The organism is Jejuia pallidilutea (assembly GCF_002973595.1).
GTDB classification, from domain to species: domain Bacteria; phylum Bacteroidota; class Bacteroidia; order Flavobacteriales; family Flavobacteriaceae; genus Jejuia; species Jejuia pallidilutea.
In genome coordinates, this window is the sequence record NZ_PVEO01000005.1 from 1 (window position 1) to 23,777 (window position 23,777).

General features: G+C 35.7%; 16 protein-coding genes and 5 tRNA genes. 2 read left to right on the forward strand and 19 right to left on the reverse strand.

Features of this window, described 5'->3' with window-relative positions:
- The 3 genes from CLV33_RS09145 to CLV33_RS09155 all read right to left on the reverse strand — a co-directional run.
- On the reverse strand, positions 1–3,836 hold a 3,836-nt coding region (locus CLV33_RS09145; protein ID WP_105473665.1), incomplete at its 3' end, for a beta strand repeat-containing protein.
- Positions 3,837–4,452: 616 nt separating this feature from the next.
- A complete protein-coding gene (locus CLV33_RS09150; RefSeq protein WP_105473666.1) occupies positions 4,453–5,187 on the reverse strand; it encodes a LytR/AlgR family response regulator transcription factor in 735 nt (244 codons plus the stop codon).
- Positions 5,188–5,202: 15 nt separating this feature from the next.
- A complete protein-coding gene (locus CLV33_RS09155) occupies positions 5,203–7,137 on the reverse strand; it encodes a sensor histidine kinase (protein WP_105473667.1) in 1,935 nt (644 codons plus the stop codon).
- A gap of 125 nt (positions 7,138–7,262) precedes the next feature.
- On the opposite strand from CLV33_RS09155, the gene CLV33_RS09160 reads away from it, so the two are divergent.
- Positions 7,263–8,852, forward strand: a complete 1,590-nt coding sequence (locus tag CLV33_RS09160) for a peptide chain release factor 3 (protein WP_042247136.1) — start codon at positions 7,263–7,265, stop codon at positions 8,850–8,852.
- A gap of 127 nt (positions 8,853–8,979) precedes the next feature.
- On the forward strand, positions 8,980–9,213 hold the full coding sequence (locus CLV33_RS09165; RefSeq protein ID WP_042247139.1) for a (4Fe-4S)-binding protein: 234 nt from the start codon (positions 8,980–8,982) through the stop codon (positions 9,211–9,213).
- Between the two features lie 281 nt (positions 9,214–9,494).
- Here CLV33_RS09165 and CLV33_RS09170 read toward each other — a convergent pair whose 3' ends face one another.
- From CLV33_RS09170 to CLV33_RS09245, 16 genes are all read right to left on the reverse strand, one after another.
- The gene (locus tag CLV33_RS09170; RefSeq protein WP_042246409.1) at positions 9,495–9,812 is read right to left on the reverse strand and encodes a DUF3467 domain-containing protein; all 318 of its coding nucleotides are present in this window, start codon (positions 9,810–9,812) and stop codon (positions 9,495–9,497) included.
- Positions 9,813–9,976: 164 nt separating this feature from the next.
- Positions 9,977–14,278, reverse strand: a complete 4,302-nt coding sequence (gene rpoC / locus CLV33_RS09175; protein ID WP_042246412.1) for a DNA-directed RNA polymerase subunit beta' — start codon at positions 14,276–14,278, stop codon at positions 9,977–9,979.
- Positions 14,279–14,356: 78 nt separating this feature from the next.
- Complete coding sequence (gene rpoB / locus CLV33_RS09180) at positions 14,357–18,169, reverse strand: DNA-directed RNA polymerase subunit beta (protein WP_105473668.1); 3,813 nt, start codon at positions 18,167–18,169, stop codon at positions 14,357–14,359.
- 196 nt (positions 18,170–18,365) lie between these two features.
- Positions 18,366–18,746 (reverse strand): 50S ribosomal protein L7/L12, encoded by a 381-nt coding sequence (gene rplL / locus CLV33_RS09185; RefSeq protein WP_042246416.1) that lies wholly within the window; start codon positions 18,744–18,746, stop codon positions 18,366–18,368.
- Positions 18,747–18,810: 64 nt separating this feature from the next.
- Positions 18,811–19,332, reverse strand: a complete 522-nt coding sequence (gene rplJ, locus CLV33_RS09190) for a 50S ribosomal protein L10 (RefSeq protein ID WP_042246420.1) — start codon at positions 19,330–19,332, stop codon at positions 18,811–18,813.
- Positions 19,333–19,352: 20 nt separating this feature from the next.
- Positions 19,353–20,042 (reverse strand): 50S ribosomal protein L1, encoded by a 690-nt coding sequence (rplA, locus tag CLV33_RS09195; protein ID WP_042246423.1) that lies wholly within the window; start codon positions 20,040–20,042, stop codon positions 19,353–19,355.
- A gap of 20 nt (positions 20,043–20,062) precedes the next feature.
- On the reverse strand, positions 20,063–20,500 hold the full coding sequence (gene rplK / locus CLV33_RS09200) for a 50S ribosomal protein L11 (protein WP_045372686.1): 438 nt from the start codon (positions 20,498–20,500) through the stop codon (positions 20,063–20,065).
- A gap of 67 nt (positions 20,501–20,567) precedes the next feature.
- Positions 20,568–21,122: a transcription termination/antitermination protein NusG gene (gene nusG / locus CLV33_RS09205; RefSeq protein WP_105473669.1), complete on the reverse strand. Its 555-nt coding sequence runs from the start codon at positions 21,120–21,122 to the stop codon at positions 20,568–20,570.
- 9 nt (positions 21,123–21,131) lie between these two features.
- On the reverse strand, positions 21,132–21,326 hold the full coding sequence (gene secE / locus CLV33_RS09210) for a preprotein translocase subunit SecE (RefSeq protein WP_042246432.1): 195 nt from the start codon (positions 21,324–21,326) through the stop codon (positions 21,132–21,134).
- Positions 21,327–21,392: 66 nt separating this feature from the next.
- Positions 21,393–21,465, reverse strand: a tRNA-Trp gene (locus tag CLV33_RS09215).
- A gap of 69 nt (positions 21,466–21,534) precedes the next feature.
- On the reverse strand, positions 21,535–22,722 hold the full coding sequence (gene tuf / locus CLV33_RS09220) for an elongation factor Tu (RefSeq protein WP_042246435.1): 1,188 nt from the start codon (positions 22,720–22,722) through the stop codon (positions 21,535–21,537).
- Between the two features lie 63 nt (positions 22,723–22,785).
- Positions 22,786–22,857: transfer RNA gene (locus CLV33_RS09225), tRNA-Thr, on the reverse strand.
- A gap of 77 nt (positions 22,858–22,934) precedes the next feature.
- Positions 22,935–23,007 (reverse strand) — tRNA-Gly (locus tag CLV33_RS09230).
- Between the two features lie 145 nt (positions 23,008–23,152).
- Positions 23,153–23,235: transfer RNA gene (locus CLV33_RS09235), tRNA-Tyr, on the reverse strand.
- 44 nt (positions 23,236–23,279) lie between these two features.
- Positions 23,280–23,353: transfer RNA gene (locus tag CLV33_RS09240), tRNA-Thr, on the reverse strand.
- 102 nt (positions 23,354–23,455) lie between these two features.
- On the reverse strand, positions 23,456–23,758 hold the full coding sequence (locus CLV33_RS09245) for an HPF/RaiA family ribosome-associated protein (protein ID WP_042246438.1): 303 nt from the start codon (positions 23,756–23,758) through the stop codon (positions 23,456–23,458).
- Between the last annotated feature and the right edge of the window lie 19 nt (positions 23,759–23,777).

Consider the following 23,777-nt stretch of genomic DNA (forward strand, 5'->3'; position numbering starts at 1 on the left):
GGATCACTCGTTGGGCCACCTGGGAAGGTTGTGGGATCATCTGGTGTGCTTGGGTCATCGATTCCTGTGGTTTCTTCACAATCCGTAAGTCCATCGCCATCTGAATCTGTTGTATTGATGCCGATTGGACTACAAGCATCATTTGGATCACTCGTTGGGCCGCCCGGGAAGGTTGTGGGATCATCTGGTGTGCTTGGGTCATCGATTCCTGTGGTTTCTTCACAATCTGTTAACCCATCGCCGTCGCTGTCTAAAGCACTCGGACATGGAGGTATTGTAACAGAAATAACAGCTTCGTTAGAAGTGTTACCTGCATCATCATTTACTGTATATGTTATCGTTGTTATTCCGTTATTAAAACCTGGAACAGGGTCAAAAGTTACAGTTCCATTTCCGTTATCAGTAAAAGTCCCCTCTCCTGGTACAGTAAATACACTTTGTTGACCCGGAGTATTTGGGTCTAAATCCAATGTACTATCATCAATAGTCCCATCAGAGTCCGTATCATTATCAGTAATATCAATAATAACATTTACATCTTCATTAGTTGAACTGGTATCATTGTTAGCAATTGGATTATCGTCTACTGGGTTTACGGTAACATCTATCACTGCTGTGGTACAATCGCCGTCCGCGTCACAGATTTCGTAGGTGATCTGGTCGGGGCCGTTGTAGTCCGCATTTGGCGTGTAGTCTATCGTATCGTCCGTAGGGTCGTTCGGTGTACCGCCATCGTTTACCGTGGCCGTTCCATTGGTCGGTGGCGTTGTGATGCTAATGGCGCCCGTACTTGGGCCGTCGCCGCCAAAATTATCGTTGCCCAGTGGGGCGATGTTTACCGTATCGTCCTCGTCTACGCTTGCTGTATCGTCCACGGCCGTTGGCGTGTCATCTACTGGGTTTACGGTAACGTCTACCACTGCCGTGGTACAATCGCCATCCGCATCACAGATCTCGTAGGTGATCTGGTCGGGGCCGTTGTAGTCCGCATTTGGCGTGTAGTCTATCGTATCGTCCGTGGGGTCGTTCGGTGTACCGCCATCGTTTACCGTGGCCGTTCCATTGGTCGGTGGCGTTGTGATGCTAATGGTGCCCGTACTTGGGCCGTCGCCGCCGAAATTATCGTTGCCCAGTGGGGTGATGTTTACCGTATCGTCCTCGTCTACGCTTGCTGTATCGTCTGTGGCCGTTGGGGTGTCGTCTACTGGGTTTACGGTAACGTCTACCACTGCCGTGGTACAATCGCCGTCCACATCACAGATTTCGTAGGTGAGCTGGTCGGGGCCGTTGTAGTCCGCATTTGGCGTGTAGTCTATCGTATCGTCCGTGGGGTCGTTCGGTGTGCCGCCATCGTTTACCGTGGCCGTTCCATTGGTCGGTGGCGTTGTGATGCTAATGGTGCCCGTACTTGGGCCGTCGCCGCCAAAATTATCGTTGCCCAGTGGGGCGATGTTTAGTGGTGTGTCTTCTATTGCGGTGGCTGTATCATCAATTGCGATAGGATTTGAGTCTACTGTTAGTGTAGCACATTGCGTTTCAGAACAAACAAAATTTGGATTTGAAATTACTACACAATAATCATTTCCATTCAATGTTGAATCTGTAATTATACTTAAGGTAGGCGTATTCACTCCAGAGTATGTTGTATCGTTTACTAGTGCAGAGCCTCCAGATGCAGGATTACCTAAATACCACTGATAATTCGTAGTTCCTGAAATATCTATAGCCGAAACTCCAGAATAATTTGGAGTTGTTGTTGGTGCTGTTCCCACATAATCTGTAGTACTGGTTGTGCTACTTACGACTGTAAATGTTGCTGTACCTCCCTCTGTTTCAGTTTGAGCAGTTGGTGAGGAAGAAACTAATATTTGGGTAGCAGTACTCTCTCCTCCTGCTAAACCGTCATAACCATCAGTTATAGATCCACCAGTTGTTACTTGTCCACTATTATTAAAACCATCTCCATCTAATTCACCGTCCCCGTTAGTATCTGTACCGCCCGATTCTAAGACATCGTTACAACCGTCATTATCAGAATCTAAATCTAAATAATCTGGTGTACCATCAACATCAGCATCTTTTTCAATACAATAATCTAATTCATATAATTGCATAGTTACGTTGCCACTATTACCATCTTGTTTGCCTACTGTTATTGAAAATGATGTTACAGGCCCAGGAATAGACACTGCTATACTGTTAGAAGGGGCATTAGCTCCTCCTGCTGTACTTACTACCGATTGCCCAGAAATAACTAAATTTCCTCCTAAATTTATATCTGAAATATTAACTACTGTACTGTTGGCACCATTTATAGCCAAAAAATCAGCCCTATCAGAGTTATCTAATCCTCCGAATTTAAAATCAACATCATAAACTGGTTCTGAAAATGTGTAAGTATAAATTGCTACATCTCCATTTGGAAAATCTGTATTATCAGGTTGAGTGTTAATATATGTACCAGAGACACCTCCTGTAGATTGACTATTTACTCCAGAAGACCAGTTTGCACTACCCTGTAATTGAAAAGTTGCATTAACGCTTACACCACTGAAAGCATAAATACTGTTAGCATTAAATGGATTTAAAGTACTTGAAAATGTTTGCCCTAAAGCTATGAAACTAGGAGAACAGTTTAATTCGTTAACATCTAAAATCCCATCGTTATCATCATCTAAATCTGTTACATCATTTATACCATCACCATCAATATCTGATAGAACTATTATTCCTAATGTTCCTATGTTTGAGCTTGCTGCGGCATCGTCTTCAACTCTAAAATTAATATCTGCTTTACCTAAATACCCTGAAGCAGGTGTGAAAACCACATTACCAGTATTATCAACAGCGTAAGTGCCGATTCCTGGAACTACTAAATCATTACCAACAGCCCCTACATTTGAAGCATTGTTAGGATCAATGAGAACTATTGATGTTGGATCTAGATTTCCGTCTGGATCTGAAGAACCTATTAATATATTGATTGCTGGATTTCCGGTAGAATTTTGTAAAACAACATTCCCCAAATTATCAATAACTACAGGAGGGTTATTAACTGTGGTTGTTGCTGGATTTATAAAATTGACTTCACCCAAAAAACTTACTGAATTTTGTCTTGTGCCACCGCTTGTAGAACGACCATTTCTAAACCTAACCCTACTCACATTATTATATACCACAGAAACCACAAATTCAGTTCTAGCAGCGTTTATTCCAGCCGAAAAATCAGTGTCGCTTTGAAAACGCGTAAATTCGCCATTAGTTGATACAACCAAATCCGTAGGACATCCTATAGCATTATTAATAGAAGCAGAACTTTGCGGACATCCTCCAGGAGTTGGACTGTTTCCTGCTTCGAGCGAGTAACTATCTGGCACTGAAACCTCAAAAAATTCATTCCCATCAACGTCGATAGCCTCTAAGGTATAAGAATCTAATAAAATTGGAACCCCATTACTTGTAGCTGTAGCAGTTCCATCTTGAATAAACAACAGCTCCCATTCAACAAATCCACCTGCTGCAGTAGTTGTTGTTGAGGGCTCAAACCTGTTGTCTACACCAAGAGTTGTATCAACACTGTTTACGGTAATGTTGTTAAGGTTAACTATGGTTACTACTGCATCAGCGTTAGTTGTTGTACCATTAACATTCACTACTACGTTGGTATATAAATACCTAGAACCTTGCTGGTTTAGAGTTCCTGAAAGCAGAGTTGGACCTTGAATTCCACCAAAAGTTGGTGTAGATTGTGAAAAACAGTTTAGCGCATTGATAATGAGAGCTATACCAATAACCAGTTTTAACTTCTGATGTATTACTTTAGTAGTTTTAAGCATAGTGTGATAAACTTTTAGAGGTAGTAAAATTCTTTTTTTAATGGGTTGAATTTATGTTCAAAATGACTTTGAAAGCCTAAATGTTTTTATTTTAAACTTTTCTATCATAAGGGATTTTTTTATAAGAGGGATTGAGAGTTTTACCAAAATTAACATTTGTTAACAATATTCCAAATTTATTATAAACAATAAATCTCCCTTAACCATTTGCTTAGTGTATATTCTATAACAAGAGATGAAAATTGATACTTTTCATATTGTAAAATAATACCCTGTTTAAACATTTAATAGCGCAAATTAGGGTTGTACTTTATCGGCAAAAAATGAATTTAATCGTTTTTATTTGCCGTTCATCGGGTAAATCTAATAATTAATAGGTGCTTTTGGGTAAAATTGTTCTGAATGGTAAAAAAAATGTTCTGAAATGTCTGAATCATGGTTTTTAGTGAGTTTTAGAATTTTAATTAAAACTTTTATACTAAGACACATCAATTAAACTAATGTCACTTTATGGTTTTTAATAATAAAGATGAATTTAGGCTCTATAGTATATATGGCAAGTAAGCTCTAGCTTTATTTTAAGCTAAAGTTTAAAACTTTAAGGGAGGTGTAATAATTATTTAGAACTGGTAACTAAATTTATATGTTTAAACAAAAGTTCTTTATACTTTTTACTTACGGGAATGCTTTTGTTTTGAATAACCAATGCGTTGCTATGAATTTGTTCTATATAGCTTAAATTTATGATATAACTTCGGTGTACTTGTATAAATGTGTTGTTCAATTTGTTTAGCATGTCATTTAAACTTGCCCTAACTAAATGTGTTTTTTTATTTTTTAAAACAATTTCTACGTACACGTGAGCACTTTTTAAGTATAAAATATCATTGAAAGCTAATTTAACCATAGCATCCTTTACCTTAATAAATAACGCATCTTCTAAAATTTGCTTATTATTTTTAGTAACATTTTTTTTCTGCAGGAAGTTATTGAGTACAATCTCGACAGTTGTATAAAGTTCTTCTTTAGAAAAAGGTTTCACCAAATATGCATGAGGCATTACTTTTTTTGCTTGGTTTAAGGTTACGTTATCAGAGTTCGACGTTAAAAAAACAAAAGGGAAATTATAATCTTCGTTAATTTTTTTTGCTAAGTCGATTCCTGTTTTTTTACCAGACAACTGTATGTCTAAAATTGCAATATCTGGGTTTTTGGTTTCAATTAATGCAAGAGCTTCAGTATAATTTATTGCGGGCTCTATAGTTTCAAAACCTAAATCTTCTAGAGTATCGCATATATTATCAGCAATTATAATTTCGTCTTCAACTACTAATACTTTAATCTTACCCATGAGTTTATATCTAAATTAATCAATAGTTTTTCTTGCATTTTTATCTTGGAACACAATTTCTATACAAGTTCCATTATTGTTGTAAATCGATAATGTACCACTTAGTTGTTTTACCAAACGATTTACTAGGTTAAGCCCAAAGCCTTCAGAACTTTTAGCGCTATACTCATTCGGTATTCCTGGGCCGTTATCTAATACGGTTAGTTTATATTTTCCGTTATTTATTTTATTTATTGTAATGTGTAATATGCCATTAATGGTGGTAGAAAACGCATACTTATAAGCATTTGTTACCAATTCGTTAACTATTAAACCTAAAGGTAATGCAGTATCTATATCAAAAAATAAGTTATTGGTAAATATATGTATATCTACTTTATCTTTAGAATTGTGTAGTGCGGACACTTCGTTAATAAGTTGGCGTACATATTGATCAAAATTTATTAAGCCCTCTTTGTCTTGATAAAGTTTTTGGTGGACTAACGCCATAGATTTTAATCTATTTTTACTTTCGTTGGCAAATGCTAAAGCTTTTTCGTCTGTTATACTTTTTGCTTGGAGTTCCAATAAACTAGCAATAATTTGAAAATTATTTTTAACACGATGGTGCACCTCTTTTACTAACAATTCCTTTTCTTTTAATGCTTGGTTTATTTGACCGTTTTTTATTTCTAACAACCTTGATTGTTTGCGTTTACGAATTAAAAAAACAAAGGTTATTAATAATAAGCTCGCTACTAAAGTTGCTATAACAATGTATAGGTTTGAACGTTCTGTTACACGCTCTATTTCTACCTCTTTTGCTTTAACAGCTTGTTTTGTTTTGAAACTGGATAGAGATTGGGACAAATCTTCAGAATAAATTTTTCGTGTAAGCACTATACACTTGTCTTTATATCTTATAGCTTCATTTAAAAAACCATGAGCCGCTAAAGCTCTTGAAGACTCGTTTAGAACATGAAAAAAATCGTTTGGATTTAATGTATTTTCGCCTAGAGATTCTATTTTTTTACAAAATTCTAATACGCTAGAAACTTCAAACTGTTTAAAAACAGATTGTAATTTTGAAGAGTCTGCACCTAAAGTAGAAATATATTTTGCATACAGCGAATAGCTAAGTTGTCTTGTATCTTGCTTGCTGTAAAGTAGACTTAACAGTTCTTCAACTCTTTTTTTGTTACTGCCTTTATAGATGTAAGCATCTAACAAATGAATTATAGTACCTATGTAATATGATGTTTTTGTTGGCAGTGTATTTTCTAGCTCTAAACTTTGTTCACTAGCTTGTATATACTCCGTAAGCTTTCCTTCTACAATATAGTAGTCGCATAAATGGTACAAGAAAATAATTTTTAGTCTTGTATCACCAAGCTCGTCTGCCTTTTTTAGGTTTTCTAAACATAAAGCTTTACCTCTTTTAACATCATTCTGTATTTGTAATAGCACTAGTTGATGAGTACTCGCTAACAAATTAGCTTTAATTGTATTTACATCATTGGGATTAAAACGCTTAATGTAAGCTTCTAGTTTATCTTGTTCTGTATTCGCTTCTTCAATAGTGGCTTCATCCCGTAGCTTAGATACTTGGCTCCATTTAAGAGTTACATAATCTAGATTTATTTCATTATAATTTTGGGGTGTGTTTATTGTTTTATTAATGTAATTAGAAACATCCCCATAACTCACATCTGGGCTATTTGCTACGTTAGAAACAAACTTATAATAATCTGAATAGGAAGGGTTTTCTTTTCTATAAATTCGCTTTAATACCTCTATGTAAGGAGTTTGTTTTTGCTTTGCAATTAATAACGAAACAGAATCTAGCTGATCTTTTAAAATAAAGGTTTCTATTTTGTGTAATACAGAATCGTTTAAATAAAGCTTTTCTTGAGATGATAAACTAACTGAAATTATAAAAAAACAAAGTAGTGAAACAAGGCTGTCTTTCATGCAACATTAAGTTATAAGCTATAAATATATAGATGTTTCATAAATATTACAGAGTAAAACCATTTAATCATATATTTTAATTGAACTTATTAATAGTATCTTTGCAAACTATTTGAACGATTATTATGAGTTTTTTAAAAGAAATACAGCGCAGACGTACATTCGGCATCATTTCTCACCCTGATGCTGGAAAAACAACCTTAACAGAAAAATTATTATTATTTGGAGGGGCTATACAAGAAGCTGGTGCCGTTAAGAGCAATAAAATTAAAAAAGGTGCTACGAGTGACTTTATGGAAATTGAACGCCAACGTGGTATTTCTGTTGCAACATCTGTTTTAGCGTTTGAGTATGATGGCATAAAAATAAATATTCTTGATACACCCGGACATAAAGATTTTGCCGAGGATACCTTTAGAACACTTACTGCGGTAGACAGTGTAATTGTTGTAATTGATGTTGCTAAAGGTGTTGAGGAGCAAACCGAAAAGCTAGTTGAGGTTTGCCGCATGCGCAACATACCAATGATAGTTTTTATTAACAAATTAGATAGAGAAGGTAAAGATGCTTTTGATTTATTAGATGAAGTTGAACAGAAATTAGGTTTAAAAGTAACACCTTTAAGTTTTCCTATAGGAATGGGGTATGAATTTAAGGGCATTTATAATATTTGGGAAAAGAATATTAACCTATTTAGTGGCGATAGCAGAAAAGATATAGAGGAGACTATAGAAATTTCAGATTTATCATCTCCTGAACTTAATAAACTGGTAGGCGATGCTCCTGCCAACACACTAAGAGAGGAAATTGAACTTGTTGAAGGCATTTATCCTAAATTTGATAAAGACGCTTACTTAGAAGGAAATCTTCAACCTGTGTTTTTTGGATCGGCTCTTAATAATTTTGGTGTTAGGGAACTACTAGATTGTTTCGTAGAAATAGCGCCGAAGCCTAGACCGAAAAAGAGTGAAGAACGACTTGTAAAACCTGATGAGAAATCCTTTAGTGGTTTTGTGTTTAAAATTCATGCCAATATGGATCCCAACCATAGAAACCGATTGGCTTTCGTTAAAATTGTTTCAGGTGAGTTTAAACGTAATACACCATATCTGCACGTAAGGCATAATAAAAAGGTAAAATTTTCAAGTCCTAATGCATTTTTTGCTGAAAAAAAAGAGATAGTAGATATATCTTATCCTGGTGATATTGTTGGCCTGCAAGATACAGGTACATTTAAAATTGGAGATACCTTAACCGAAGGGGAAACACTTAATTACAAAGGCGTTCCTAGTTTCTCCCCTGAGCATTTTAGATATATTAATAATGCAGACCCCATGAAATCGAAACAGCTTTATAAAGGTATCGATCAACTTATGGACGAGGGTGTTGCACAATTGTTTACTTTAGAATTAAACGGAAGAAAAGTAATAGGTACAGTGGGCGCACTGCAATATGAAGTTATTCAATATCGATTAGAACACGAATACGGGGCTAAATGTACTTATGAGAATTTAAATGTACATAAAGCGTGTTGGGTAGACCCTAATGATCCAAAAAATGAAGAATACAAAGAGTTTTTAAGGGTAAAACAGCGTTTTTTAGCAAAAGACAAGCAAAACCAGTTGGTGTTTTTAGCTGATTCTGCCTTTTCTTTACAAATGACACAACAAAAATATCCAAGTATTAAATTTCATTTCACTTCAGAATTTGAATAATTTGCTAAAAGATTTTACTAAAACTAATACATTAACCATTCATTTTAAGTTATTAGTCGATTTTTTTAAGCAGGCCAATCATCTTATTTATACATTTAATACAAATCAACCCCCAAATTGATACATCATGGAAATAGCATCTAAAGAATTTAGCAATCAAGACATTACAGTAACTTATGATCCATGTATATGCACATTATCTGGAAAATGTGCCAAGGAATTATCCAACGTTTTTAGCAATACGGTTATCCCTTGGATAAACTTGGATGAAGGAAATACAGAAGACATTATAAAGCAAATACAAAAATGTCCTTCTGGTGCATTACAGTTTCACAAAAAAAACAAAAAACAAGTTATTTAGTATCTTAGCTTGTATAATAGAAAAGCCTTTTTGCTTAAAAACAAAAAGGCTTTTACAGTATTATATCTGTTCCTCCCATTAGTCCAAAATTTAATGGGATTAATGGTTGGTAGCTTTTATAATTTCGAGCACCCACCAAAAACAAACATCCTACTATCGTTTATATAAATAATTTATGCTTGCCCTGTTGGGCCAAAATTTAATGGAATTGGTGGTTGCTCGCTTTTAAAATTTCGAGCACCCACAAAAATAAACATCCTACTATCGTTTATATAAATAATTTATGCTTGCCCTGTTGGGCCGAAATTTAATGGAATTGGTGGTTGCTCGTAATCTTTAATTTCACCATGAGCAGTTTCAAATCTAGAAATGTTATCACCTAATGCTTTAAGTAATCGTTTGGCATGTTGAGGTGTTAAAATAATTCTAGATTTCACTTTATTTTTTGGTACCCCAGGCATAATATTTACAAAATCTACCACAAACTCTGATACAGAATGATTAATTATTGCTAAGTTAGAATATGTGCCTTCTGCTACTTTTTCATCCAATTCTATATTTATTTGTCCTTGCTGTTGTTTGTTTTTTTCGTCTGCCATAATAGTTATTTTTTATTAAAAAAGCCTTCAGGTGAACTCACTTGAAGGCTTTAATTCATCTATTTTTTTATCTCAAAAAAAGTTTGAGATCCCGAAACTATTTCGGGGTAAATTCAACCATCAGATTTCACTTTGCCTTCGGCTTGCGAAATCTTAGGTCTCATTTAATTAAAATTCATCTCTTGTTTTACTTGCATCATTTCGTCAAACTCTTCCTTAGAACCTACTATAATGTCGGTATAATTTCTCATACCTGTACCTGCTGGAATTCTATGACCAACAATTACATTTTCTTTCAGTCCTTCAAGAGTATCAATCTTTCCTGCAACTGCCGCTTCATTCAATACTTTTGTTGTTTCCTGGAACGATGCTGCAGAGATAAATGATTTTGTTTGAAGCGAGGCTCTAGTAATACCCTGTAATATAGGTGTTGCTGTTGCTGGTTTCGCATCTCTTGCTTCAACAAGTTTCTTATCTTCTCTACGTAAAATAGAGTTTTCGTCTCTTAATTCACGAGGTGTAATAATTTGTCCTGCTTTTAAGTTTGTAGAATCTCCAGCATCTTCAATAACTTTCATTCCAAAAATCTCATCATTTTCAATAATAAAGTCATCTTTATGAGCTAGTTGATCTTCTAAGAAAATGGTATCACCAGAATCTATAATTCTAACTTTACGCATCATTTGTCTTACTACAACCTCAAAGTGCTTATCGTTAATTTTTACACCTTGTAAGCGGTATACTTCTTGTACTTCGTTTACCAAATATTGTTGCACCGCAGAAGGTCCTTTGATGTTTAAAATATCGTTAGGTGTTATAGAACCATCTGATAAAGGCATACCTGCTTTCACATAATCATTTTCTTGTACAAGAATTTGATTGGATAGTTTTACAAGGTATTTTTTAACTTCACCTAATTTAGATTCTACTATAATCTCACGATTACCTCTCTTAATTTTTCCAAAAGATACCACGCCATCAATTTCACTTACCACAGCTGGGTTAGATGGGTTACGTGCTTCAAACAATTCAGTTACACGAGGTAAACCACCTGTAATATCACCTGCCTTAGCCGATTTACGAGGTATTTTCACTAAGATTTTACCAACCTTAATTTTATCGCCATCATCAATCATAAGGTGTGCGCCAACTGGTAAGTTATAAGAACGAATTGTTTCTCCCTTAGCATCTTCGATATGAAGTGTTGGAATTAACTTTTTATTTCTAGATTCTGAGATAACTTTCTCTTGGAAACCGGTTTGCTCATCAATTTCAACTTGATAGGTTACACCTTGCTCGATGTTTTCGTATTTTACTTTACCAGCAAATTCTGAAATAATTACACCGTTATAAGGATCCCATTGACAAACTACATCTCCTTTCTTAAGTTCTTGTCCGTTTTCAACAAAAATAGTTGAACCGTAAGGGATATTGTTAGTACTTAAGGTAATGCCAGTTTTCTTATCTATAAGTTTAAGTTCAGATGTACGGGAAATTACAATATCTGCAATATTACCTTCGCTATCTTCTCCTTTAACCGTCTTTAAATCTTCTATTTCAGCAATACCATCAAATTTAACGGCCAACTTATTATCTTCTGAAATGTTACCTGCAATACCACCTACGTGGAACGTACGCAATGTTAACTGTGTACCTGGTTCTCCAATAGATTGTGCTGCAACAACACCAACAGCTTCACCTCGTTGTACCATTTTACCTGTAGCAAGGTTACGGCCGTAACACTTGGCACAAATGCCTTTAGTAGCCTCGCAACTTAATGGCGAACGTACTTCTAAAGATTCTATTGGTGAATCTTCAATTGCCTTAGCAATTTTATCATCTATTAAATCTCCAGCAGCTACTAACAGCTCATCTGTTTGCGGATTGTAAGTGTCATTTAAGGCCACACGACCAACGATTCTTTCTTCTAAAGTTTCAACAACTTCATCGTTTTTCTTCAATGGCTCTACTTCTACTCCTCTTAGAGTACCACAATCTTCAGTATTAATAATAACATCTTGTGATACATCTACTAAACGACGTGTTAAGTAACCTGCATCCGCCGTTTTAAGAGCGGTATCTGCAAGACCTTTACGTGCACCGTGAGTAGAGATAAAGTATTCTAAAATTGAAAGTCCTTCTTTAAAGTTAGAAAGAATTGGATTCTCAATAATCTCACCACCACCTGCGTTAGATTTTTTAGGCTTTGCCATTAACCCACGCATACCTGTAAGCTGACGAATCTGTTCTTTAGATCCACGAGCTCCAGAATCAAGCATCATAAACACAGAGTTAAATCCTTGTTGGTCTTCACGAATACGCTTCATTGACAACTCTGTCAATTCTGCGTTTGTAGACGTCCAAATATCAATTACCTGATTGTAACGTTCGTTATTAGTGATAAGCCCCATGTTATAGTTTCCGGTTATACCGTCAACCAAACCGTTAGCCTTATCAATCATACCCTGCTTTTCTGGCGGGATAATAATATCTCCTAAACTAAATGATAATCCACCTTGGAATGCAAATTTAAAACCTAAGGTTCTAATAGCATCAAGGAATTCTGCTGTTTCAGGTACAGAAGTTACTTTTAAAATACCATGGATAATATCTCTTAAAGACTTCTTAGTTAATACTTGATTGATGTAACCAGCTGCTTGAGGTACGTGTTGATTGAATAATACACGACCTACAGTAGTCTCAACAATCATTCTGTCTAGCTTACCATCTTCATTAATATCAATAGTTCTTACTTTGATACCTGCATTTAAGTCAACTCTTTTCTCATTAAAAGCTATTTCTACTTCCTCTGGGGAATAGAATGTTAAACCTTCACCTTTAATTGGTAATTCAGGTGTAGATTTACGCTCTTTCGTCATATAATATAAACCAAGTACCATATCTTGTGAAGGTACAGTAACTGGTGAACCATTTGCTGGGTTTAAGATATTATGAGACGCTAGCATTAATAGTTGACACTCTAAGATAGCCTCTGGCCCTAACGGTAAATGTACCGCCATTTGGTCACCATCAAAATCCGCATTAAATGCCGTACATACTAATGGGTGTAACTGGATTGCTTTTCCTTCAATCAACTTAGGTTGGAACGCTTGGATACCTAAACGGTGTAACGTAGGCGCACGGTTTAGCAATACTGGATGTCCTTTAAGTACATTTTCCAAGATATCCCAAACTACTGGCTCTCTTTTATCTATTATTTTCTTTGCAGATTTTACAGTTTTTACAATACCTCTTTCAATTAGTTTTCTAATTACAAAAGGCTTGTATAATTCTGCTGCCATATTTTTTGGCAATCCACATTCGTATAATTTTAATTCCGGTCCAACAACAATTACAGAACGTGCAGAATAATCAACACGCTTACCTAGTAAGTTTTGACGGAAACGTCCTTGCTTACCTTTAAGCGAATCTGATAATGATTTTAACGGTCTGTTAGAATCTGTTTTTACTGCTGATGATTTACGTGTGTTATCAAATAATGAGTCTACAGATTCTTGTAACATACGTTTTTCATTACGTAAAATTACCTCGGGTGCTTTTATCTCAACCAATCTTTTTAATCGGTTGTTACGAATAATTACACGACGGTACAAATCGTTTAAATCAGATGTTGCAAAACGACCACCGTCTAATGGCACTAATGGACGTAATTCTGGTGGAATAATTGGCACAACTTTCATAATCATCCATTCTGGACGATTTTCTCTATTGTTGTTAGATTCACGTAAAGCTTCTACAACTTGAAGGCGTTTTAAAGCTTCGGTTTTTCGCTGCTTGGAAGTCTCAGTATTAGCCTTGTGGCGTAATTCATAAGATAAGCCTTCTAAATCTATACGTGCCAATAAATCTATTAAACATTCAGCACCCATTTTAGCTATAAACTTATTTGGATCTGAATCTTCTAAATACTGGTTTTCCTTAGGTAGTTCTTCAAGAATGTTTAAATATTCTTCTTCAGTAAGGAAATCCATTTTTTGTAATGGTTCGCCTTCTTCATTTTTAGCTTCACCCGGTTGAATTACTACGTAACGTTCGTAGTAAATTATCATATCTAATTTCTTAGAAGGTAAACCTAATAAATAACCTATTTTATTTGGTAAAGAACGGAAATACCAAATATGAGCCACAGGTACTACTAAATTAATGTGCCCTACACGATCACGACGAACTTTCTTTTCTGTTACCTCAACGCCACAACGATCGCATACAATACCTTTGTAACGTATTCTTTTATATTTACCACAAGCACACTCGTAATCCTTTACAGGACCAAAAATACGCTCACAGAACAAACCATCACGTTCTGGTTTGTGAGTTCGATAATTGATAGTTTCTGGTTTTAAAACTTCACCTCTAGACTCTGCTAAAATAGACTCTGGTGATGCTAAACCAATTGAGATTTTATTAAATCTCTTAACTGTATTTTTATCTTGTTTTCTTGCCATGTTTTTTAGTCTTCAGTCTTCAGTCTTCAGTACTCAGTTACTGCTAACTGTTTACTGCCTACTGGAGACTATTAAAATTTACTCCTCTAACCTGATGTCTAATCCTAAACCTTTCAATTCATGCATTAATACATTGAAAGATTCTGGTAAACCTGGATCTGGCATTGGTTCTCCTTTAACTATACTTTCGTAAGTTTTAGCTCTACCAATAACATCATCAGATTTTACAGTTAAAATCTCACGTAAGGTACTTGATGCACCATAAGCTTCAAGTGCCCAAACTTCCATCTCACCAAAACGCTGTCCACCAAATTGTGCTTTACCACCTAATGGCTGTTGTGTAATTAATGAGTAAGGTCCTATAGAACGAGCGTGCATTTTATCGTCAACCATATGTCCTAGTTTCAACATATAGATAACCCCAACAGTAGCTGGTTGATCGAAACGATCTCCTGTTCCTCCGTCGTATAAATATGTATGACCATATCTTGGGATTCCTGCTTCGTCAGTTAAGGCATTAATTTGATCGATATTTGCTCCATCAAAAATTGGTGTAGCATATTTTTGACCTAATTTTTGTCCTGCCCATCCTAATACAGTTTCATAAATCTGCCCAATGTTCATACGAGATGGTACACCAAGTGGATTTAATACAATATCAACAGGGGTGCCATCTTCTAAGAACGGCATATCTTCTTGACGAACTATACGAGCCACAATACCTTTATTTCCGTGGCGTCCTGCCATTTTATCACCTACTTTAAGTTTACGTTTCTTTGCAATGTAAACTTTAGCAAGTTTGATAATACCTGCTGGTAATTCATCACCTACAGAAATGGTAAACTTCTCACGGCGTAAAGCCCCTTGTAAGTCGTTTTCCTTAATTTTGTAGTTATGAATTAACTCTGAAACCAATTGGTTTGTATGGTCATCAGTCGTCCATTTTCCAGATACTAAATGTGCATAATCGTCAACTGCATTTAACATTTTTAATGTGAACTTCTTACCTTTTGGCAGTACTTCTTCTCCTAGATCATTAAAAATACCTTGAGCGGTTTTTCCGTTTACAATAGCAAACAATTTTTCAACTAAAACATCTTTAAGTTCATCAAACTTTCTGTCGTATTGTGCTTCTAGTGCTAAGATATCATCTTTATCTTGTGCTCTCTTACGCTTATCTTTTACGGCTCTAGCAAATAACTTTTTATCTATTACAACACCATTTAATGAAGGCGACGCTTTTAATGATGCATCTTTTACGTCCCCAGCTTTATCACCGAAGATAGCACGTAATAATTTCTCTTCTGGAGTTGGATCTGATTCACCTTTAGGCGTAATTTTACCAATTAGAATATCTCCTGGCTTCACTTCAGCTCCAACACGTATCATACCATGCTCATCCAAGTCTTTGGTAGCCTCTTCAGAAACATTAGGAATATCGTTAGTTAACTCTTCGTTACCAAGTTTTGTATCTCTTACTTCAAGAGAATACTCATCAATATGAATAGAAGTAAAAATATCTTCACGAACTACTTTTTCAGAAATTACAATTGCATCCTCAAAGTTATACCCTTTCCAAGGCATAAAGGCTACTTTCATATTTCTACCTAGAGCCAACTCTCCTTTTTGGGTTGCATAACCTTCACAAAGTACTTGCCCCTTAGTTACCTTGTCGCCTTTTACAACAATAGGTTTTAGGTTAATAGAAGTACCCTGGTTCGTTTTTCTGAATTTTACTAACGGATAAGTTTTAATATCGCTATCAAAACTTACTTTAGCTTCATCCTCCGTACGATCGTACTTAATTTTTATTTCATTTGCATCTACATAAAGTACTTCTCCTGTGCCTTCAGCGTTGATTAACACTCTTGAATCTGAAGCTACTTGACGCTCTAAACCAGTTCCTACAATTGGTGCGTCTACCCTTAATAATGGTACCGCTTGACGCATCATGTTAGATCCCATTAGTGCACGGTTTGCATCATCATGCTCTAAGAATGGAATTAACGATGCCGAAATTGATGAGATTTGGTTAGGTGCAACATCCGTGTAATGTAACTCGTTAGGGTCAATAACAGGGAAATCCCCTTCCATACGTGCAATTACCTTATCATGTAAAATTTTTCCATTATCATCAACTTTAACAGTTGCTTGAGCGATTAATTTTTCCTCCTCTTCTTCTGCACTTAAATAAGTTGGCTCATTTTTAATATCAACTACACCATCTTCAACTTTTCTGTATGGTGTTTCTATGAATCCCATAGAATTGACTTTAGCGTATACTGAAAGTGAAGAAATTAAACCAATGTTTGGTCCTTCAGGAGTTTCAATAGGACAAAGTCTACCATAGTGTGTATAGTGTACGTCACGAACCTCGAAACCAGCGCGTTCTCTAGAAAGACCTCCTGGTCCTAATGCCGATAAACGGCGCTTATGTGTAATCTCCGCTAATGGATTGGTTTGATCCATAAACTGAGATAATTGGTTTGTTCCAAAGAAAGAATTAATAACAGAAGACAAAGTCTTTGCATTAATCAAATCTATAGGGGTAAATACCTCATTATCTCGAACATTCATGCGCTCGCGAATAGTACGCGCCATACGAGCTAAACCAACACCAAATTGAGATGACAATTGCTCACCAACTGTACGTACACGACGGTTAGATAAGTGATCGATATCATCAATCTCTGCTTTAGAGTTAATTAACTCAATTAAATATTTTATAATGGTTATAATATCTTCTTTGGTAAGCACTTGCTTATCCATTCCAATATCTAAACCTAATTTTTTGTTCATTCTGTAACGACCAACTTCGCCTAAAGAGTAGCGTTGGTCTGAGAAGAATAACTTATCTATAATACCACGCGCAGTTTCCTCATCTGGCGGTTCTGCATTACGTAGTTGTCTGTAAATATGTTCAACAGCCTCTTTTTCAGAGTTTGTTGGATCTTTTTGAAGCGTATTGTGAATAATAGCATAATCACCTTGCTCATTACTTTCTTTGTGTAATAAGATAGTTTTTACGCCAGCTTCTAGAATTTCTTCAATATTTTCTTTATCTAAAACAGTATCACGATCAAGCACTATTTCGTTACGCTCGATTGATACTACTTCGCCTGTATCTTCATCAACAAAATCCTCGTGCCATGTATTTAATACACGTGCTGCTAATTTTCGTCCTAGATATTTTTTTAACCCTGTTTTAGAAACTTTAGCCTCTTCTGCCAAGTCAAAAATTTCTAAAATATCCTTATCGCGCTCAAAACCTATTGCACGGAATAAGGTAGTAACAGGTAATTTTTTCTTTCTATCAATATAGGCATACATTACCTGATTGATATCTGTAGCAAATTCTATCCAAGAGCCTTTAAAAGGAATTACTCTTGCAGAATATAATTTTGTACCATTGGCATGGAAAGATTGACCAAAGAACACCCCGGGTGAACGGTGTAATTGAGATACTACTACGCGTTCTGCACCGTTGATAACAAAAGTACCACTAGGTGTCATGTAAGGAATAGTGCCTAAGTATACGTCTTGAACAATAGTCTCGAAATCTTCATGTTCAGGATCTGTACAATACAACTTAAGTCTTGCTTTTAGCGGCACACTGTATGTTAACCCTCTTTCAATACACTCTTCAATGGCATATCGTGGTGGGTCAACGAAGTAATCTAAAAATTCTAATACGAATTGATTACGTGAATCTGTAATAGGAAAGTTTTCCATGAAGGTATTGTATAACCCTTCATCACCTCTTTCTTCAGATTTTGTTTCTAATTGGAAAAAATCCTGGAAGGATTTAATCTGAATATCCAAGAAATCTGGATATTCCGTTCTATTTACAATAGAGGAGAAATTTAATCTTTCAGCTTGTGTTGACAACATCAATGGACGGAATTTTGATTAAAAAATATTTTGATAGTGCTTTTAAACACTAGTAAAACAGTGGCATATCTAACCTACTTAGAAAACTGTTTTTTTCAATTTATTTACGCATATCGTTATATACGCAAAATGGTCTAGGTGTTATCACGCTTGCGGCGTGATAAACCTAAACCTTTGTATTGTTGAGTAATTAAGCTTACTTAAGCTCAACCTCAGCTCCTGCTTCTTCTAATTGAGCTTTTAAAGCTTCAGCTTCATCCTTAGCAACACCTTCTTTTATTGGAGATGGAGCTTCGTCTACAAGACCTTTAGCTTCTTTTAATCCTAAACCTGTTAATTCTTTAACTAGTTTTACAACTGCTAATTTTGAACCACCAGCCGCTTTAAGGATTACATCAAACTCTGTTTTTTCTTCAGCAGCGTCTCCACCACCTGCAGCAGCTCCACCAGCAGCAACAGCAACAGCTGCAGCAGCAGGCTCGATACCATACTCATCTTTTAATATAGTAGCTAACTCATTAACTTCTTTTACTGTTAAGTTAACTAATTGTTCTGCGAAATCTTTTAAATCTGCCATTTTTTCTATCGTTTTAATAGTTTTTTAATAATAATATAATTGTAAAAAGTGCGTACTTGTTTGCTTATCCTTCTTTTTCGGATAATGTTTTAATGATACCTGCCAGTGTTCCGCCACCTGATTTAAGTGCAGAAATAACATTCTTAGCAGGAGACTGTAATAATCCAACAATCTCTCCTATCAATTCTTCTTTAGATTTGATATCTACTAACATATCTAACTGGTCGTCACCAATGTAAATAGCTTCCTCAATAAAAGCACCTTTTAAAAGAGGCTTGTCTGATTTTTTTCTAAAAGCTTTAATTACTTTAGCTGGCGCATTACCAGTTTCAGAATACATTACTGATGTATTGCCTTTTAAAACCGATGGAAGCTCTCCAAATTCTTTATCTGAAGCCTCCATTGCTTTTTCAAGTAATGTGTTCTTAACGACTGCCATACTTACATTGGCTTTAAAACAAGCACGACGTAAGTCTGAAGTAATTCCTGCATTTAATCCTGAAATATCTGCTAAATAGATATTTGCATTATCAGTTAATTGTGCAGTTAAGTCTTGAATTACTTGCGATTTTTCTTCTCTTGTCATAATAAAAGTTATTTAACTAATTAACCAATTTTAGGATCTATTGCAAGACTAGGACTCATAGTAGAAGACATAAAAATGCTCTTTACGTAAACTCCTTTAGCAGTAGTTGGTTTTAACTTAATTAATGTTTGTAATAATTCATTTGCGTTACCCGCAATTTTATCAGCACTAAATGATGCCTTACCAATAGCAGCATGTACTATACCAGTTTTATCAACCTTAAAGTCAATTTTACCAGCTTTTACTTCTGTTACTGCTTTAGCAACATCCATAGTTACCGTACCTGTTTTTGGATTTGGCATTAAGCCACGAGGACCTAATACACGTCCTAAAGGACCTAATTTACCCATAACACTTGGCATGGTAATGATAACATCAACGTCGGTCCAGCCATTCTTGATTTTATCAAGATATTCGTCTAAACCTACGTAATCTGCTCCAGCTTCTTTAGCCTCGGCTTCTTTGTCTGGTGTTACCAGTGCTAATACTTTCATATCTTTACCAGTACCGTGTGGAAGAGATACTACGCCTCTTACCATTTGATTTGCCTTTCTAGGATCTACACCTAAGCGCACTGCTAAATCTACAGATGCATCAAATTTAGTATTAGTAATTTCTTTGATTAATGCAGATGCTTCATCAATAGAATATAATTTACCTTTTTCTATTTTCGCTAAAGCCTCTTTTTGCTTTTTTGTTAATCTTGCCATTTTATAATGTCTTTAATAGATTAAGAAGGGAATTTCCCTGTTACAGTTATTCCCATTGATCTTGCTGTACCAGCAACCATTTTCATTGCAGATTCTATAGTAAATGCATTTAAATCTTGCATTTTATCTTCTGCGATGGTTTTTATTTGGTCCCAAGACACTTTAGCTACTTTTTTACGGTTTGGTTCGCCAGAACCTTTCTTCACCTTGGCCGCTTCTAATAATTGTACTGCGGCTGGAGGGGTCTTGATTACAAAATCAAACGACTTGTCCTTGTAAACACTAATAACAACAGGTAATACTTTACCAGCTTTATCTTGAGTTCTAGCATTAAATTGCTTACAGAACTCCATAATGTTTACCCCAGCAGCACCTAGAGCGGGTCCAACCGGTGGCGATGGATTCGCTGCACCTCCCCTAACTTGTAGCTTAACTACTTTACCTAACTCTTTTGCCATGTTTTAAAATTTAAATTTGATAAGATTAGTTTGGAAGCTCTAAACCTATCTGGATATGTAACAATTATTATATTTTTTCAACTTGCATATAGCTTAACTCCAATGGCGTTTTTCTTCCAAAAATCTTTACCATTACTTCTAGCTTACGCTTTTCTTCGTTTATATTTTCTATAGTACCATCAAAACCATTAAATGGCCCATCAATTACCTTAACGGTCTCTCCTTTTGTAAACGGAATAGCTACATGAACGTTTTCATCAACGGCCAACTCATCCACTTTACCTAACATTCTATTTACTTCAGATTGTCTTAATGGTACAGGATCACCGCCTTTTGTTTCTCCCAAAAACCCAATAACGTTAGTTACAGATCTTATGATATGAGGCACTTCTCCAGTTAAATTCGCTTGAATCATAATATATCCAGGAAAAAATACTTTTTCTTTTTGGATTTTCTTTCCGTTACGAATTTGAATTACTTTTTCAGTAGGCACTAATACTTGATCAACATAATCCTGTAAACCTAATCGAGCAATCTCATTCTCTATGTAGGTTTTAATTTTGTTTTCCTGACCACTTACAGCCCTAACAACATACCACTTTTTTTCACTTACTTCAGACATAAAAACTTGTTATTTAATTAAATCAAAGTAAGCTGTTATCACTTTGCTGAAAACTGTATCTACTCCCCATATTGCTAAAGAGAATATAATTGAAAACACAGCTACCAAAACTGTTAAACTTTGTGCTTCTGCCCATGTAGGCCATGACACATTATTTTTTAGTTCGCCAAACGATTCTTTTACGTATGTTACAATTCCAGCCATTTGTTTATTTTTTTTCTAGGATAAAGTCCTATTAAACTATTGAGTATTACTACCCGATTTTATTTGCACGGGTTGAGAGACTCGAACTCCCGACACCTGGTTTTGGAGACCAGTGCTCTACCAACTGAGCTAAACCCGTAAATATAAGTCAAAAGGCATTACGCTAAAAGCGTAATACCTTGAGTCTATATTTATATTAAACTAGTGTTTAGTCTAAAATCTCAGTTACCTGACCTGCACCAACTGTTCTACCTCCTTCACGGATAGCGAAACGTAAACCTACGTTCATTGCAATTGGTTGAATTAATTCAACTGTAATAGTTAAGTTATCCCCAGGCATTACCATTTCTACGCCATCAGGAAGCGCAATGTTTCCAGTTACATCAGTTGTACGAACGTAAAACTGTGGACGGTAGTTGTTATGGAATGGAGTGTGACGTCCACCTTCTTCTTTCTTAAGGATATAAACCTCAGCTTTAAACTTAGCGTGTGGTGTTACAGAACCCGGCTTAGTAATAACCATACCTCTAGAGATTTGAGTTTTCTCAATACCTCTTAATAAGATACCAGCATTATCTCCAGCTTCACCTCTATCTAATATTTGACGGAACATCTCGATACCAGTGATAGTAGAAGTTAATTTTTCAGCTCCCATACCAATGATTTCTACAGGATCTCCTGTGTTAGCTACACCAGTCTCAATTCTACCAGTAGCAACAGTACCACGACCTGTAATAGAGAATACATCTTCAATAGGCATTAAGAAAGGCTTATCCATATCACGAACTGGCTCTTCAATCCACTCGTCACAAGCTTTCATTAACTCTAATACTGTATCTACCCACTTTTGCTCACCGTTTAGCGCACCTAAAGCAGAACCTGAAACTACAGGACCATTATCTCCGTCGTACTCATAGAAGTTTAATAAATCTCTAACTTCCATATCTACTAACTCTAAAAGCTCTTCATCATCCACCATATCAACTTTGTTTAAGAAAACAACAATACGAGGAATACCTACCTGACGTCCTAAAAGGATGTGCTCGCGAGTTTGTGGCATAGGACCATCAGTTGCAGCAACAACCAAAATAGCACCATCCATTTGCGCAGCACCTGTTACCATGTTCTTTACGTAATCCGCGTGACCTGGACAGTCTACGTGAGCGTAATGACGATTTGCTGTTTGGTATTCTACGTGAGAAGTATTAATTGTAATACCTCTTTCTTTTTCTTCTGGTGCGTTATCGATTTGATCGAATGATCTTGCTTCTGAGAAACCTGCATCAGCTAATACTTTAGTAATAGCAGCAGTTAAAGTTGTTTTACCGTGATCTACGTGTCCAATAGTACCAATATTTAAATGTGGTTTTGAACGATCGAAAGTTGCCTTTGCCATGTTTTTAATAATTTAATCTTAGTTATATAATAATATTAGTGTACTCTATTCAATTTTTTTTTGAGCCAACGACGGGATTTGAACCCGTGGCCTCTTCCTTACCAAGGAAACGCTCTACCCCTGAGCTACGTCGGCAATTCATTTACGACTGCCGATTTTAGATTTACGAATTGCACTCGTACATCGTAACTCGTAAATGGTTGTTTTTTTTGAGCGGGAGACCAGGTTCGAACTGGCGACATTCAGCTTGGAAGGCTGACGCTCTACCAACTGAGCTACTCCCGCGTTTTGCAAACTTTAGTTTGCATGGTAATTTTAGGATTATCTCGCTTTGCGCGACGATCCTGAATTGGTTACCCAATCCAAATAATTTCAAAACGCAGCTTTACAAAAGTGGACTTTTGGCAGCTCCTTATTTGGAATTATTATGTGGGAAGAGCAGGATTCGAACCTGCGAAGGTAAAAACCAACAGATTTACAGTCTGTCCTCGTTGGCCGCTTGAGTATCTTCCCAATTAAATTTCAATATTTTAAAGAACTAATTTTTTCTTTTTTTGAGCCGATGGAGGGACTCGAACCCACGACCTGCTGATTACAAATCAGCTGCTCTAGCCAGCTGAGCTACATCGGCGTTTTTTTACATTTTTTCACATAAAAAAAGCCCGCTATTTCTAACGGACTGCAAATGTATATATATTTTTAGTTATTCAAAACATTTTTTTAAAAAAATTTATCATGAATGTGCTCTTAATTTTTCTTTGCGCTTTTTTAACTGTCTTTCTAACGATGCAACAGCAATGTCTGTGCCTTCTTCAAATGTTTTACATTGCTTTTTTACAATAAAACTATCTCCAGGTACACTTACCCTCGCTTCAAAAATTTTATTTTCCTTATCACTGGTATTTTCAACCTTTAAATACACATCAGATTTAATTACTTTATCGTAGAACATATCTAATTTATCCATTCGTTTCTGAATGAAATCAATTAATTTTCTGTCTGCATTAAAATTAATGGATTGTGTGTTCACTTTCATCTGTTTTAGGTTTTAAAAA